Here is a 14,518-nt window from a genome sequence, read left to right as displayed (position 1 = left end):
CGTGACGAGCAACCGGAGTGGCAATGGTGATCCGCTGGGGGCGGCTTCGACCGTCGATCTGGGCGGTGATCGTTTTGCTCGCGACTGTCACGGCCGCCGGTGCCGAAAGCGGCAAGGCGGCAAAGCCGTCCGAGTTCATCCTGCTCGCGCAGATCGCCTTGCTGATCGTGGTCGGCCGCGGGCTTGGTGAATTGATGCAGCGCGCCGGCCAGCCGTCGGTGATCGGCGAGTTGCTTGGCGGCCTGTTGCTCGGCCCGTCGCTGCTCGGCTGGCTGTGGCCATCGGCGCAGGCCGCGATCTTTCCGCCGTCAGGCGAGCAGAAGGCACTGCTCGACGGCATCGCGCAGTTCGGCATCCTCTTGCTGCTGTTGCTGACCGGCATGGAGACCGACCTCAAGCTGGTGCGCAAGGTCGGCCGCGCCGCCACGACGATCTCGATCGCCGGAATCGCCGTGCCATTCGTCTGCGGCTTCGCGCTTGGCGAGTTCCTGCCGCAAAGCCTGCTGCCGCATCCGGAAGCGCGGCTGATCGCGGCACTGTTCCTCGGCACCGCGCTGTCGATCTCCTCGGTGAAGATCGTCGCCGTGGTGGTGCGCGAGATGAGCTTCATGCGGCGCAATGTCGGCCAGATCATCGTGGCGTCCGCGATCATCGACGACACCATCGGCTGGATCATCATCGCCATGATCTTCAGCCTCGCTTCGCGCGGCACGCTCGATTTCGTGTCGGTGGCGCAGGCGCTGTTCGGCACGCTGGTCTTCCTCGCGGTCAGCTTCACGATCGGCCGGCACCTGGTCTTCCGCCTGATCCGCTGGGCCAACGACAATCTGGTCAGCTCGGCGGCGGTCATCACCGTGATCCTGCTCTTGATGAGCGTGATGGCGATGATCACGCATCTGATCGGCGTGCACACCGTGCTCGGCGCTTTCATCGCCGGCGTCCTGGTCGGCGAGTCCCCGATTCTCACCCGGCAGATCGATGAGCGGCTGCGCGGGCTGATCTCAAGCCTGTTCATGCCGGTGTTCTTCGGCCTCGCCGGACTGAGCGCCGATCTCACGGTGCTGAAGGATCCGTCGCTGTTGCTGCTGACCGGGGTGCTGATCCTGATCGCGAGCATCGGCAAGTTCGGCGGCGCTTTCGTCGGCGGCGCGCTCGGCGGGCTGACGCGGCAGGAATCCTACGCGCTGGCCAGCGGCATGAATGCACGCGGCTCGACCGAGGTGATCATCGCCACCATCGGCCTGTCGATAGGCGTCTTGAGCCAGACCATGTTCTCGATGATCGTTACCATGGCGATCCTGACCACGATGGCGATGCCGCCGATGCTGCGCGCGGCGCTGGCGAGGCTGCCGCTTGGCGAGGATGAGAAGGAGCGGCTGGCGCGCGAGGAATATGAGCAGCGCGGCTTCGTCGCCAATCTCGAGCGGCTGCTGCTCGCGGTCGACGAAAGCAGTAACGCCAAGTTCGCGGCGCATCTCGCTGGTCTGCTTGCCGGCGGTCGCGGCCTGCCGATCACGGTGCTGCATGTCGGCGCGGATGCCGCGCTTGCGGAGCAGCAGCGCAGCGCCGAGCAAAGCCACGAGACCGCCGTGATCAAGGCGGCGAAGGCCAGCGCCGAGGCCGATGGCGACGGCGGCGGCAAGGTCGACGTCATCACCCGTGCGCCGGACAAGGCGATCGCGGAGGCGATCGCCGAGGAAGCCAGGAAGGGTTTCGACCTGCTCGTGGTCGGCATGGAGCGGGTCGAGGACCGCGACGGCGGCTTTGACAAGGCGATCGACGACCTCACCTCCGGATTCGACGGCCCGCTGGCGATCGCGGCCGCCAGGGGCGCCCACCTCGCGGAGCCGACCGCGCAGGCGCGGAAAATCCTGGTGCCGGTGTCGGGCAGCAACGTCTCGCGACGCGGCGCCGAGGTCGCGATCGCGCTGGCCCGGCTCGGCAGCGAGCCGCTGCAGGTGGTCTACGTCTCGACCACGCGCGACAAGGGCGCCCGCCGCAGCAGCGCCAGCATGTCGCTGGCGCGCGAGGAAGCGATTCTCAAGGACATCGCGGCGACCGCTGCCCGCTACGACGTCAACGTCGCGACGAGCCTGCGCGCCAATACCGCGCCCGACGTCGCGATCCTGCAGGAGATCGCCGCGAGCCGCGCCGACCTCGTGGTGCTCGGCGTCGACCGCATCCAGGGCGATACCTTGAATTTCGGCAGCGTCGCCGCCGCCGTGCTCGGCAAGTCGACGGCCTCGGTGCTGCTGGTGTCCGACGGTGAGGTCAGGCCGAAGACGTGAGAGTTGGCGCTGAAGGGACCCGGCCGGGGGGACATATCCCAAAACCGCGAAAACAACCCCATGCAAAGGAGCAGGCGGCCGCCAACCCGTCAAAAAAAGCGACTTGACGTGTCGGGCAACTCAGTGGTATTTTTTCATTATTCCGAAATTTGCAGGCGACCCCGGTTCGCGTGAGGCTAACGCGTCGATCGAGATAGTCGCTCCGGCTTGATCGCCCTACCACTCGTCCGGACAGGGATCGACGATCTTCCAGAGCTCGGTCCCGTTCTTGATCTTCTTCATTTCGGTGGTGAGCCCGCCGTTGCGGCGAATCCAGTCCTTCACGCTGCTCGGATAATACGACATCAGGTCGGAGGTGCCCTCCATGCTGGTGACCTTGATGCCGAAGGTGAAGGCCTTGTCGTAATAGGCCTGGTGGAAGCCGAGGCTGGCGCGCGGCGTGACGCAAATCTTGTTCATCGGCACGATGCCGAACACCAGCGTGCAGGCCGAGTTGCAGATGCCATCGATGACGACGCGCTCGCCGCGCTCGCGGATCTGCTTGTACTTCGCCTTGTACTCCTCGACATAGCCGCCATGGTCGCGCGTGATGTGCAGCACCGCGCGCGCGGGCGTGACCGCCAGGAGCGAGCCGACAACCAGCAGCAAAGCAAGGGGCGTGATGCGCATGAACCCGTTCGAAACCCAAGCGCCGAGGGAAGGTCGGCCCGGAGCGGACCTGACCGCAAGACTCTGGCCGGACTGTGTTGGCAATCCGTTAAGCATCCGCAAAAAGGCAAAATTTGGCGCGCTGTGGCCGATTTTCCGCAGCTTTTCGCCCGATTCCGGGTTAAATGGACACAAGGACCGGCGAGAATGCCGATTCCAGCGTGATGTCCGGAGGCCGCCAATGACCAAGACCAACATTTTCGCCGCATTCGCCCTGGCCGCCGCGGCCCTGCTGGCCGCCCCGGCGGTCGCAGCCGACCTCTCCGTCCATCCGCGCCACCACCGGCATCACCACCGCCACGCCCATTGGGGCCTGCCCTACCACATCAGCTATCTGCATAATTACGGCCCCGGCCCGGCGCCGGGCACCTTCGCCTATTACGACGGCCCCTCGACCAACAAATGCTACCAGAGCGCGGCCGCCTATATCGGCCAGGACCGCCGCCGCCACCCCTGCTACTGAGGCGCGCGACGCCGGCCGGCATGCGCGGAGATGCGCCGCGCCTGCTGGCCCTCCCTTGCCAAGTCTGATATCGACCCCTCAACGCGCTCGTAGCTCAGCTGGATAGAGCATCGGATTTCGATTCCGAGGGTCGGGAGTTCGAATCTCTCCGAGCGCGCCAATGAATGGCGGGCGATCGTTCTGGTCGCCGTTCAGATTCGTCCCCGTCATCTCTGCCACTGCTCGGCGTTATCGCGATCTGCGTGTCTCGCGAGCAGCGGCGTCGCATCAAACTACAAAGCCGCCCGGCAGCCCCGGACGGCTCTGGCTTTGGCCGCACCGCCAGGAGACGGACCGTGCAATGTCCGTCGAGGGCCCCTGCCCTCATGCTCCTGGCGGCGACGATTCTAGCTTCGGAAATTTCGCAGGTGCATCACCCAAACGGGCTATAACGCCTGCGAAGTCAGGCACATGAGAGTTGCAAAGCGCGATGTTGTCATCGTGCTTGCGCGCGTTAACCCTGCGCATGCGGGGCATCACGTTGCGCCGCAAGGCGCCGTTGACGCGGCGTCCGACGACCAAAGTGTAGACTTGGCCTCAGCGCTTTTCCCCGCGCTGAGGTCTTTTCTGTTGTGCCGCGGCGGCTGGCGACGACGGCCCCGATCTGCAAGCTGCGATGTCCGTGGAACCCCGGTCTAGTCAACAGGGGCCCCGACGTGGTGCGTGGTGAGCGAGGGAGCGACCAAGGGAGGTGAACGGTGGACAATGACCAGCTCGCCGAGCGCGTGGCGCATCTGGAGGGACAGGTCTCCCGCCTGCTCACGGCGCTTTGCTGCGCGATGAGCGTCATCCTTGTGTTCATCTTCTACGACAGGCGGCCGTTCTTTTACGACCAGGATCCCGGCGAGGTCTTCGCAAGAATGGTCGGAATCGTCGCATCGGCTTTCGTCGTGGGGTGGCCGATCGTCAGGTGGGTGGTCGGCAAGAAGTCGGGATAGCTTCGCAGGGTTGCTCCAGATCCGCCCTTGCCCGCCCTCACCATGCGTAGCGCACGATGGCGTCGCTGCGCGTCCCGGTGATGCTCTTCGCATCATAATTCAGCGCGAACGCGCCCGAGCCGACCAGGGCCTGTTCGGCATAGGCCGGCAGGTCGAAGGTGGTGAACTGCCCGGCCGCATAGGGCGTCAGGCCGAATCGTGGCCAACACCGCAGGCCGGTACAAGCGAGTCCGCCGTTCGGTTTCACGCAGGACGTGCAAGATGCCCGTACGAATGCGGGCATCCTGTTCACTCGGCCGTGCACTTCGCCCAGTCGGGCTACGATTCGCGCGCGGAATGAGAAGCTGCCGACCATCGCGGTTGTTAGTCACCGGACAAAACTCGTTGTCTTGCGCGCGCCGACATGGCTGATGGGTCGCGCGCATTAACATGGAGGTTGACTGTGCGACGTACTTTTTCATTTGCTGTTATTCTAGGACTTCTCACCCTCGCATTCGCAGCCGATACGGCTTACGCCCAGGCGACCAGGACCTGGGTCTCCGGTGTCGGCGATGACGTCAATCCTTGCAGCCGCACCGCGCCCTGCAAGACGTTCGCCGGCGCCATCTCGAAGACCGCGGCGGGCGGCGAGATCAACTGCATCGATCCGGGCGGCTTCGGCGCCGTCACGATCACCAAGTCGATCACCATCGATTGCCAGGAAATCCCCGCCTCGATCCTGGCCTCCGCGACCAACGGCATCTACGTCAACGCCGGCACGAGCGACAAGATCGTCTTGCGCGGTCTCAGCATCAACGGCGCGGGCACGACCCCCGGTATCAGGGGGATCAACATCCTCGCCGCCGGCACCGTCACGATCGAGAACGTGAGAGTGTTCGGGTTCTCGCAGCAGGGTATCGCCGACACGCGGGCCAACGGCGGCACGCTCGCAATCACCGATACGGTGTCGCGCAACAACGCGATCGCCGGCATCGGAATTGCGACCGGAGCCGCCGTCAAGGTGCTGATCAGCAATGTGCGCTTGCTGAACAACGGGCACGGCGTCGCTACCGGTCCGAACGCCTTCGTCACGATCAAGGGCTCGGATCTCTCGAACAACACCAATGCCGGGATCGACAATGAGGGGGCCAACATTGTCGCAAGCGGCAATGCGATCTCCAGCAACGGAACCGGCGTGCTCAACACGTCGAGCGGCATCACGAGGCTGGCGAACAACGACATCGTGTTCAACACGACCTCGATCAACAACTCTGCCGGAAGCGTGATCTCCTTCGGCAACAACCGGACCAATACCCCGACGTCAGGCCCGATCACGCCCGCCGGCGGCGCAACTTCGGATCTCGGTCAGCAATAGCAGCCGCCCGCGATTGGCGAGAGCGCAACCTCGGGCCCGAGGCCCGAGGTTTTTCATCCGGGCCGCCGGCTGCGCCGGTCAGCTGCTCGGAATCTTCCGCCGCACCGCCTCGGCGCCGGCGTCCGTGACGCGATATCGCCGACCCGTCGTTCCGTCCGGGACGATCCAGCCCTTCTCGATCATGCCGGCGATGGTGCTCGGGCCGACGCCCGCCGGAAACGGGCGGCGGTTGTTGATCGCGTCGATCCCCACCCGTTCGAGATGGGTCGCAACGTGCGAGGGCCGCGCGCGATAGGCCTTTGCGATGATGGGGACCGACAGCACTTCGGCGCGGCGCCGCACCGCCGATGCGCTGCGGGTCAATTCGTTGCTGATCTCGAGGGCGTTCTTGCCGTCCCTGGCGAGTTGCCTGAGCTTGTCATCCTCCTCGGAGGTCCAGCGCCGCATGCTCCCCATTTCCCCTCACCACCTGTGCAGTCGGGAAAACTGAATACGCAGGCGAAGCTGATTTGCCATGTGACTTTCGGCACCTGTCGCGTGACGTTCGGGACTATCCGACAGCCCGCGCGCGGCGGCGGAGACGCGCACGGCCCGGGCGCCGCGGCCGATTTCCGGGCTGGCCGATCACGTTAAACCGCGATACAATCTGACCACGATTTAAGAAGAGAGATATATTCATGCGTGTACGTTCGATTGCGACGATTCTGTTCGCGATGGTGATCGGCCTGCTGGCTTTCGCGGATGCCGCGCGGGCCGATGAATTTTGTGAGGCCAACTTCCCGCGACGGCGCCGCGCCGTTTTCGGGCAGCAGCGGCTGCACATGTCCGAAGCCGAAGGCCTGCGCGCCGCAGAACTGGTTCTGCTCGTGGCAGCCGGTTGCCGGCGGCTGGGTGGGATGCATCTGTGAAACCCGCAAGCCGCCTCCGCCCTGCAGCGCCTTCACGTGCTCGGACGGCAGCACGCCGCACGAAGACATCTTCGGCGGCTGCTCCTGCGAACAGCAGATCCTGAAGCCATTCGTGACCTTGGTGCCGCGGCGCGCGTCGCCGGTTCCCAAACGACTTCCAAGACCACGCGAACAATAGCGCGCGGCACGGCCGGCGCAGACCAGGTTCTGATCTCGCGTGGGATCGGCCCGCGAGCGGCCGCGACCGGCCGTTCGCGGGCCGGGCCTCTGCGATCAGTGCTTGCTCGGCTCGAGCATGATCAGCACGCCGGTCGGCTCGGGCTCGTGCGGCCGAAGGCTGGTAAGCTCCGGATCGCTCCACTCGGCAAGACTCACCACCTCGCCCGCCTGCCCCTGCTTGTCCGCCGTCTCGGCAGGTTCGAGCACCTTGAGGCCCGCGGTATCGACGAAGAAGGTGTGCTCGCCGAATACGCTGTTCAGCTGCGGAACCGCCGGGTGATCCTCGGGGAGCACCTGAGCGTTCATCTGTGTCATCGTCTGCTTGACCTGCGCGGAGTTCAATTTCATGAGCTGCTAGCTCCTCTTCGGTTCCGGTGTTGGCGCTCCCTGATCACGCACACACGATGGGATACGCACGCTCCCGCCCGCCCTCAAACCTCCGGGCTTCCTCTCGAACCGACCGCGGCTGGAAACGTTCCTTGTTCCGCTCGCCTTACCCAAGAAAAGCTCGCAGCACCACCTCGTCGAGGATGGCGTCACTGAGGCGTCGCTGTTCCGCCGCCGGCTTGTCGCAATTGCCGCAGCACTGCGCGATGAACGACGCGCGAGCGCCATCGCGCGTCGTTCCAGGCATTTGCAGCGCTATTGCAGCTGCGCGGCCCTCGCCTTCGCGGCCTTCACCGTGTTCTCCATCAGGCAGGCGATGGTCATCGGGCCGACGCCGCGCGGCACCGGCGTGATCGCGCCGGCGATCTCAACGGCTTCGTCGAACGAGACGTCGCCGCGCACCGCATAGCCGCCCTCGGGCTTTTCGACGCGGGTGGTGCCGACATCGATGACGATGGCGTCGGGCTTGATCCAGTCGCCGCGCACGAGACCTGCCTTGCCGACCGCGCTGACCAGGATGTCTGCCTGGCGGCAGATGGCCTCGATGCCGCGGGTGTGAACATGCGCCTGCGTCACGGTGGCGTGCTCCTTCAGCAGCAGCGCAGCCATCGGCTTGCCGACGATGTTGGAGCTGCCGATCACGACGGCGTGGGCGCCGGTGAGATCGGGCCGGATCGACTTGATCAGCCGCAGGCAGCCGAGCGGCGTGCACGGCACCAGCGCATCGTCGCCATGGAACAGGCGGCCCGCATTGAGCGCGTGGAGCCCGTCGACATCCTTCGCCGGATCGACCGCCGCCATCACGCGCAGCGCGTCGATATGCGCGGGCAGCGGCAGCTGGATCAGGATGCCGTCGATCTCGTCGCGGGCATTGAGCTGCGCGATCCGCGCCAGCAGATCGGGCTCCGACGCATCGTCGGGCAGCCGCACGACCTCGCCGCGCAGCCCGAGCCGTCCGGCCATCCTGACCTTGCTCTGGACGTAAAGCTGGCTGGCGGGATCGTCGCCGACCAGCACGACCGCGAGCCCCGGCGCGCGGGGCAGCCGGTCGAGTTCGCCGGCAATCTTGTCGATGAGGATCTGGGCATGTACGTGCCCATCGAGAATATTCGCCGTCATGGCACCTCCGGTTTCGAAGCGGTGCCCAGGCGCGCGGCGTTCAGTCTCTGCGCTCCCCGATGGTGGCCCATCCAAGCGCCAGTCGCGCAGATGCGCGGCTTGTAGCCGCTCGGTGAGGCAAAGGCAATTGCTAGCGGCGCCGTCCGGCCGGCTGGCGCAGCGCCGTCACCAGATGATCGGCGAGCAGCGCCGCGGCGCGGCTCAAGTTCGGCGCGCGATGCAGGCGGATCTCCGCGCGCGGCAGCCGCGGCAAGCCGTCGCGCGGCGAGAGCCGCCGCAACGTCGGCGGAAAGGTGCCCGACTTCACCACCGTCACCGCGAGGCCCTGCGCCGCGATCGCCTCGACCGCGGACAGGCTGTGGCTGACGAAGGCGAGCCGCCACGGCCGCTTCGCCTGATCCAGCGCCTGCATCGCCCAGTTCCGGAACAGGCAGCCCTGCGGATACAGCGCGACCGGAAGCGGATCGGTCTGTTCGACGCGATGCTCGGCGCTCGCCGCCCACACCGCCTGCTCGGTGCGCAGCAGCTCCCCCTCGCCGCGCCCTTCCGGATGCATCGCGATCACAAGATCATAGGCCTCGCCGAGCCGGTCCGGCATTGTCGCGGTCAGCCCGGTCTCCATCTCGACATGGACCAGCGGATAATTGGCAACAAAGCCCGCCAGCAGTGGCGGCACGATCATGGTGCCGTAATCGTCCATCACGCCAAGCCGGACGCGCCCTTCCATCCCGTGCGCGCGCACGCGGCCGACCGCCTCCTCGTTGAGGCTGAGGATGCGGCGGGCGTAGCCGAGCAGTCCCTCGCCGGCGGCGCTGAGATCGACATTGGCCTTGCTCCGATGGAACAGCTCGGCCTGCAAGCGCTCCTCCAGCCGCTTCACCTGCATGCTGACCGCCGACTGCGTTCGGTTCAGCGCCGAGGCGGCGCGAGTGAAGGAGCGATGCTCCGCCACCGCCACGAAGGCCTGCAGCAGGTCGGGGTCGAGGGCGGGTGCGTTCATAACGATCCGTGATCTGATCCATCAAATATATTCGATTCCTTGATTATCGCCCGTTCCCTAGATTGCGCAAGCGAAACCGGAGAGCGAACGGAATGGGCGAGATGTTGGGGGTGTTGGCCGCAGTGCTGTCGAGCGCGCTCGGCGGCACCTCGATCGGGGCGACGCGGTATCTGGCCGGCGCCATCGATCCCTTGGCGATCGGCTCGTTCCGTTTCGGCATCGGGGTTCTGCTGCTGCTGCCGCTGGCCCTGCTGCAGCGTGGGGCCTGGCCGCCGCGGCGGGACTGGCCGGCGGTCGCCGGGCTCGGCCTGCTGTTCTTCGCCGCGTTCCCGATCCTGTTCAATGCGTCGCTGATCTTCACGACGGCGGCGCGCGGCGCGCTGGCGCTGTCGACGCTGCCGTTGCTGACGATGCTGGTAGGGGCCGCGCTCGGCGCCGAGCCGCTGACGGCGCGCAAGACCGCCGGCGTGCTGGTCACGATTTTGGGTGTCGCGATGGCCCTGCTCTCAAACCTCGCCACCGCGCCGCCTGGGGCCTGGCGCGGCGACCTGCTGATGGTGGCGGCCGCACTCTGCATGGCGCTCTACAGCATCTGGTCGAAACCCTATATCCGCCGCTCCGGGCCGATCCCGTTCACCACGCTGGCGATGGCGGCCGGCGGCGTGGTCCTCATCCTCGGCTCGCTGCTGCGCGGCAGCTTTGCGCCGGTGGTGGATTTCGGCGCGGCGCAATGGTTCGGCGCGATCTATCTCGGGGCGTTCGGCGCGGCCCTCACCTTCTGGCTTTGGGCCTTTGCGCTGCAGCGGACCACGCCGACCCTGGTGGCGATCTCGGTCACCGTCAATCCGATCGCGGCATCGCTGGTCGGCGCTGCGATCCTCGGCGAGCCGCTGCGCTGGAATCTGATGGCCGGCATCATCACCGTGTTCGCCGGCATCTGGATCGCGACCACCCCATCGCGCCCGGTGCTTGACTGGCAAAGACCTTAGCAAATCCGTGCTAGCCTGCCGGCCCGGTCCCGAGCCAACAGGCGGTACACATTTTGAACATCTCGCTCTACGGCATCTCCGTCTGGGTGCTGCCGATCCTCATCGCCATCACTTTCCACGAAGCCGCGCACGGCTTTGCCGCGCGCCGGCTCGGCGACGACACCGCCTGGAAGCTCGGCCGCGTCACCTTCAACCCGCTGAAGCACATCGATCCGTTCGGCACGATCATTCTGCCCGGCGTGCTGCTGCTCGCGCATTCGCCGTTCCTGTTCGGCTATGCCAAGCCGGTGCCCGTGAACTTCCGCAATCTCAGGTATCCCAGGCTCGACATGGTGTGGGTCGCGCTGGTCGGCCCGATGACCAACATCATCCTGGCGACCTCGGCAGCGCTGGCATTCCACGCGGTGCCATTGGTTCCGGCCGGCGCCGCGCAATGGACCTTCGACAATCTGAAAAACGCGTTCCTGATCAACATCGTGCTCGCGATCTTCAACGTGATGCCGATCCCGCCGCTGGACGGCGGCCGGGTCGCGGTCGGGCTGCTGCCGCGGCCGCTGGCCGATCCGCTGTCCCGGCTGGAGCCCTATGGCATGCTGATCCTGATCGGGCTGTTGATCCTGCTGCCGATGATCGGCAACCAGCTCGGCCAAAATCTTGATGTTATTTCAATGATACTGCGAACTCTGACCGGCTATGTGATCCAGACCCTTCTTTTCATAACCGGAAACACTTAGAGTTTTCGCCGGAGAACCGGTACCCACTTCTCCGGATCATGCGAGCCGGGAACGCTTCGAGGCCATGGTGATCAAAGCTGCCGATATGCTGATTGCGCGACGCGCCGACACGCGCGCGCGGGCCGACTTCGCCACCTGGAAGATGATGGCCAAGCTGAACGGCACCTCCGCGCTTCCGCCCGAAGCGCAGAATTTCCTCGCCAGCTACAAGCAAATGCTGGAGCAGATGGGCGACGCCGAGGCGAGCGAGGCCACCATCCAGCAGATGTATCGTAGCTACTATTCGGAGATGGGCGGCGCCGGCAAGCCGCCGGAGGTTCCGGCTCGCGCACGCGAGCCGGCCACCGAAAGCGGCAACGTCACCGCCTTCCGCCGCCTGCCGGCCAAGCCGAAGGCAGCCCAGTCGAATCCGAACGCCCAGCGCCCGCTGCCGGTCGCGCTGATTTTCGCCTGCCTCGCCGTGGTTTACGTCGCGATCCGGTACTACTGGAAGTAGCACCTACTCAAATCGTCATTCTGGGTCGACGCCAACGGGTCCGCGCAACGCGCGGCCCGATGACAGGCTCCGCGTCGAGCCCGGAATCCATCGCACCGCAGTGTTGGGGTGGAATGGATTCTGGGCTCATGCTTCGCATGCCCCGGAACGACGGCGGAGAGATGTGCGCGTGAAACCTCGCGCCCGCGCGCCGGAATATACGACCTTCGGACCGCCGTACGCGCGCGCCTAGGCGGCACGGCGGTTGCCGGGCATAATGGCGGAAAAAACAATCAGCGCACAAATCATACTGGAGGAGACATGACGCGTTTCATCGCAGCCTTTGCCGTGACCACGAGCCTGGCGTTTGCCGGCAGCGCACTGGCGCAGACCATGGACAAGACGGTCCGGGTCGGCAGCCTCGGCGACCAGTCCGGCCTTTACCAGGACATCGGCGGCCCCGGCTCGACGGTCGCGGCGCAGATGGCGATCGAGGATTCCGGACTGCTCAAGAAGGGCTGGAAAATCGACGTCATCGCGGCCGACCACCAGAACAAGCCCGACGTCGGCGTCAACATCGGCAAGCAGTGGATCGACGTCGAGAAGGTCGACGTGTTCGTCGACCTCGCAAGCTCGGGCGTCGGGCTCGCGATCGCCAACCTCGCCAAGGAAAAGAACGTCGTCAACCTGAACTCGGGCTCGGCCTCCTCCGACCTCACCGGCGCGCAGTGCTCGCCGAACACCGTGCACTGGGTCTACGACACCTACATGCTCGCCAACGGCACCGGCAAGGCGCTGGTGAAATCCGGCGGCGACACCTGGTTCTTCCTCACCGCGGACTATGCGTTCGGCCAAGCGCTGGAGCGCGACACCGCAGCGGTCGTCACCGCGAACGGCGGCAAGGTGCTCGGCAGCGTCAAGCATCCGCTCAACAACGCCGACTTCTCCTCCTTCCTGCTCCAGGCGCAGAGCTCCAAGGCCAAGATCGTCGGCCTCGCCAATGCCGGCGGCGACACCACCAACGCGATCAAGCAGGCCGCCGAATTCGGCATCGTCGCCGGCGGCCAGAAGCTCGCGGGCATGCTGATGTTCCTGACCGACGTCAACGCGCTCGGCCTCAACGTCGCGCAGGGTCTCAACTTCACCGAGACCTTCTACTGGGACCTGAACGACCAGACCCGCGCCTTCTCCAAGCGCTTCATGGAGCGGTTCAAGAAGAACCCGCCGACCATGGTGCAGGCCGGCGTCTACTCGTCGCTGATCCATTACTTCAAGGCGCTGGAAGCGCTCGGCGGCAATCCGCATGACGGCCGCGCCGTGGTCGCCAAGATGAAGGAGCTGCCAACAGACGATCCCTTGTTCGGAAAGGGCTCGATCCGCGCCGACGGCCGCAAGATCCACCCGGCCTATCTGTTCGAGGTGAAGAAGCCATCGGAATCGAAATATCCGTGGGACTATTACAAGCTGGTCGCGACCATCCCCGCGGACGAGGCGTTCCTGCCGCTCGAGAAGAGCGTCTGCTCGCTGGTGAAGAAGAGCTGAGCGCTGTCATTCCCCGGAGCGCAATTGCGCACCGGGGAATAACCAAGGTTTGTATCGCGCTACTTCTTCGGCTTGGTGAAATTGACTGGCAGGCTGAACGCAAACTGATCGTCGGTCAGATCGGCGGGCGGCGGCGGCACCGGGTCGGACCGGCGCACCATAGCGACAGCGGCCTCATCGAACGCGGTGTCCCCCGACGATTCCGTCACGTTGACCGACAGCACGTTGCCGCGGCGATTGAGCACCAGGGCGAGCATCACCTTGGTCGCCTTGTTCTTGTTTTCCGGATAGCGCTTGTGCAGCTCGAAATAGGCGCTGATCTTCTTGCCCCATTTCGCCGTCAGCGCCAGCTTGTCCTTGCCGATTCCGGGGTTCGGCGCCTTCGTGGTTTCCGACTGACGGGTCGCCTCATCCAGCTTGGTCGGAGCGGTTGCGACGGATTCCTGTTGGGCTTCCTGGGCGTTGGTCTCCACCTTGGCGACCTTCGCCTCCTCTTCCGTCGGCTTCTTGCTGTTGTCCTCGGTGACGATGCGATCGGGGTCCTCGGCCTCGGTCGGCTGCGCCTGCGGAAGGTCGGTTTCCTTGACCTCCGCCTTCTGCTGCGTCATTTCCTGCACGGCTTGCTGCTCGTCGGACGCCACAGGTGCAGGCGGTGCCGCATTATCCTCGACGCTCGCAGTTGCCAGCTCGACGGCGTACTCCGCGCCGGCGGCGCCAAGTCCCTCGCCGTCGTCGTCGGCGCGCAAATTCGCCAGCGCCAGCGCGGCACCGCCGAGATGCAGGCCGAGCGCCGTCATCGCGGCGATCACCCAGAGCCGCTTCGATCCCCGCTGGTCGAGATTGAGATCAGACATCGCCGTCCGTCCTCAGGGTTTGGCCGGTTCTGCCGATGGCGCGGCGGGCGCACCGGGAACGCCCTCGAGCGCCACCAGCTTCACCTTCGTATAGCCGCCGGCGCGCAACAGCTCCATCACGCCCATCAGCTCGCCATAGGGCACGACCTTGTCGGCGCGCAGGAACACGTATTTGTCCTTGCTCATGTCGGGCACCGCATCCAGCGCGCCGATCAGCTCGGTCCGCTTCACCGGGTTCTCCCCGATCGCAAGCGTCAGGTCGGGCTTGATGCTGAGATAGGTCGGCTTGTCCGGCTTCTTCTGCGGGGTCGACGAGGATGTCGGCAGGTCGATCGGCAGGTCGACGGTCGACAGCGGCGCCGCCACCATGAAGATGATCAGCAGCACCAGCATCACGTCGATGAACGGCGTGACGTTGATCTCGTGGGCTTCCGCGAAATCGTCATCGCCGTCGTTCTCGGAGATCGAGACTGCCATCGCCTACTCCGCCGCCGCGGCGCG

Annotated in this window: 17 protein-coding genes, 1 tRNA gene and 1 riboswitch; of the genes, 9 read left to right on the top strand and 9 right to left on the bottom strand. The window is 65.6% G+C overall.

From position 1 onward, the window contains the following. Positions 1 to 23 precede the first annotated feature (23 nt). The gene (locus J6500_RS29115; RefSeq protein ID WP_225716145.1) at positions 24 to 2,288 is read left to right on the top strand and encodes a cation:proton antiporter domain-containing protein; all 2,265 of its coding nucleotides are present in this window, start codon (positions 24 to 26) and stop codon (positions 2,286 to 2,288) included. Between the two features lie 216 nt (positions 2,289 to 2,504). Here the strand turns inward: J6500_RS29115 and J6500_RS29110 are convergent, their stop codons facing one another. Next, a complete protein-coding gene (locus tag J6500_RS29110) occupies positions 2,505 to 2,957 on the bottom strand; it encodes a hypothetical protein (RefSeq protein ID WP_225716144.1) in 453 nt (150 codons plus the stop codon). 220 nt (positions 2,958 to 3,177) lie between these two features. On the opposite strand from J6500_RS29110, the gene J6500_RS29105 reads away from it, so the two are divergent. The 3 genes from J6500_RS29105 to J6500_RS29095 all read left to right on the top strand — a co-directional run bounded on the left by J6500_RS29105 (position 3,178) and on the right by J6500_RS29095 (position 4,436). Continuing rightward, entirely contained in the window at positions 3,178 to 3,459 is a 282-nt protein-coding gene (locus J6500_RS29105; protein WP_225716143.1) for a hypothetical protein, read from the top strand. 83 nt (positions 3,460 to 3,542) lie between these two features. Continuing rightward, positions 3,543 to 3,619: transfer RNA gene (locus tag J6500_RS29100), tRNA-Arg, on the top strand. Between the two features lie 577 nt (positions 3,620 to 4,196). Then, a complete protein-coding gene (locus J6500_RS29095; protein ID WP_225716142.1) occupies positions 4,197 to 4,436 on the top strand; it encodes a hypothetical protein in 240 nt (79 codons plus the stop codon). Positions 4,437 to 4,473: 37 nt separating this feature from the next. Here J6500_RS29095 and J6500_RS29090 read toward each other — a convergent pair whose 3' ends face one another. Beyond that, positions 4,474 to 4,683 (bottom strand): hypothetical protein, encoded by a 210-nt coding sequence (locus J6500_RS29090; RefSeq protein ID WP_225716141.1) that lies wholly within the window; start codon positions 4,681 to 4,683, stop codon positions 4,474 to 4,476. A gap of 195 nt (positions 4,684 to 4,878) precedes the next feature. Here J6500_RS29090 and J6500_RS29085 point away from each other — a divergent pair, with 195 nt between their 5' ends. Further along, positions 4,879 to 5,790 (top strand): NosD domain-containing protein, encoded by a 912-nt coding sequence (locus J6500_RS29085; protein ID WP_225716140.1) that lies wholly within the window; start codon positions 4,879 to 4,881, stop codon positions 5,788 to 5,790. Positions 5,791 to 5,868: 78 nt separating this feature from the next. Here J6500_RS29085 and J6500_RS29080 read toward each other — a convergent pair whose 3' ends face one another. The 5 genes from J6500_RS29080 to J6500_RS29060 form a co-directional block, all read right to left on the bottom strand. Then, positions 5,869 to 6,237 (bottom strand): SANT/Myb-like DNA-binding domain-containing protein, encoded by a 369-nt coding sequence (locus tag J6500_RS29080; RefSeq protein ID WP_225716139.1) that lies wholly within the window; start codon positions 6,235 to 6,237, stop codon positions 5,869 to 5,871. Between the two features lie 182 nt (positions 6,238 to 6,419). Then, positions 6,420 to 6,848 (bottom strand): hypothetical protein, encoded by a 429-nt coding sequence (locus J6500_RS29075; protein WP_225716138.1) that lies wholly within the window; start codon positions 6,846 to 6,848, stop codon positions 6,420 to 6,422. A 123-nt stretch (positions 6,849 to 6,971) separates the two neighbouring features. After that, positions 6,972 to 7,265 carry a hypothetical protein gene (locus J6500_RS29070; RefSeq protein WP_225716137.1) on the bottom strand — a complete coding sequence of 98 codons (294 nt, stop codon included), beginning with the start codon at positions 7,263 to 7,265 and terminating at the stop codon, positions 6,972 to 6,974. Positions 7,266 to 7,559: 294 nt separating this feature from the next. Next, positions 7,560 to 8,423, bottom strand: a complete 864-nt coding sequence (locus J6500_RS29065; protein WP_225716136.1) for a bifunctional 5,10-methylenetetrahydrofolate dehydrogenase/5,10-methenyltetrahydrofolate cyclohydrolase — start codon at positions 8,421 to 8,423, stop codon at positions 7,560 to 7,562. Positions 8,424 to 8,439: 16 nt separating this feature from the next. After that, a riboswitch (ZMP/ZTP riboswitch) is annotated at positions 8,440 to 8,519 on the bottom strand. 34 nt (positions 8,520 to 8,553) lie between these two features. Further along, complete coding sequence (locus J6500_RS29060) at positions 8,554 to 9,423, bottom strand: LysR substrate-binding domain-containing protein (protein ID WP_225716135.1); 870 nt, start codon at positions 9,421 to 9,423, stop codon at positions 8,554 to 8,556. 92 nt (positions 9,424 to 9,515) lie between these two features. Between J6500_RS29060 and J6500_RS29055 the strand changes: the two genes are divergently transcribed. The 4 genes from J6500_RS29055 (at position 9,516) to J6500_RS29040 (ending at position 13,163) form a co-directional block, all read left to right on the top strand. Further along, positions 9,516 to 10,412 (top strand): DMT family transporter, encoded by an 897-nt coding sequence (locus J6500_RS29055; RefSeq protein WP_225716134.1) that lies wholly within the window; start codon positions 9,516 to 9,518, stop codon positions 10,410 to 10,412. A gap of 53 nt (positions 10,413 to 10,465) precedes the next feature. Continuing rightward, positions 10,466 to 11,146, top strand: a complete 681-nt coding sequence (locus tag J6500_RS29050; protein ID WP_225716133.1) for a site-2 protease family protein — start codon at positions 10,466 to 10,468, stop codon at positions 11,144 to 11,146. An 85-nt stretch (positions 11,147 to 11,231) separates the two neighbouring features. After that, positions 11,232 to 11,642 carry a hypothetical protein gene (locus tag J6500_RS29045; RefSeq protein ID WP_225716162.1) on the top strand — a complete coding sequence of 137 codons (411 nt, stop codon included), beginning with the start codon at positions 11,232 to 11,234 and terminating at the stop codon, positions 11,640 to 11,642. A gap of 300 nt (positions 11,643 to 11,942) precedes the next feature. Then, positions 11,943 to 13,163, top strand: coding sequence for an ABC transporter substrate-binding protein (locus J6500_RS29040; RefSeq protein ID WP_225716132.1), 1,221 nt, complete (start codon positions 11,943 to 11,945; stop codon positions 13,161 to 13,163). A 59-nt stretch (positions 13,164 to 13,222) separates the two neighbouring features. On the opposite strand, the gene J6500_RS29035 is transcribed toward J6500_RS29040, so the two are convergent. Both J6500_RS29035 and exbD read right to left on the bottom strand, forming a co-directional pair. Further along, on the bottom strand, positions 13,223 to 14,017 hold the full coding sequence (locus tag J6500_RS29035; RefSeq protein WP_225716131.1) for an energy transducer TonB: 795 nt from the start codon (positions 14,015 to 14,017) through the stop codon (positions 13,223 to 13,225). 12 nt (positions 14,018 to 14,029) lie between these two features. Next, positions 14,030 to 14,494: a TonB system transport protein ExbD gene (exbD, locus tag J6500_RS29030; RefSeq protein WP_225716130.1), complete on the bottom strand. Its 465-nt coding sequence runs from the start codon at positions 14,492 to 14,494 to the stop codon at positions 14,030 to 14,032. Between the last annotated feature and the right edge of the window lie 24 nt (positions 14,495 to 14,518).

This window comes from Bradyrhizobium semiaridum (assembly GCF_020329505.1).
GTDB lineage: Bacteria > Pseudomonadota > Alphaproteobacteria > Rhizobiales > Xanthobacteraceae > Bradyrhizobium > Bradyrhizobium semiaridum.
The sequence above is the reverse complement of the archived record's forward strand: the minus strand, read 5'-3'. Positions and strand labels throughout refer to the sequence as shown.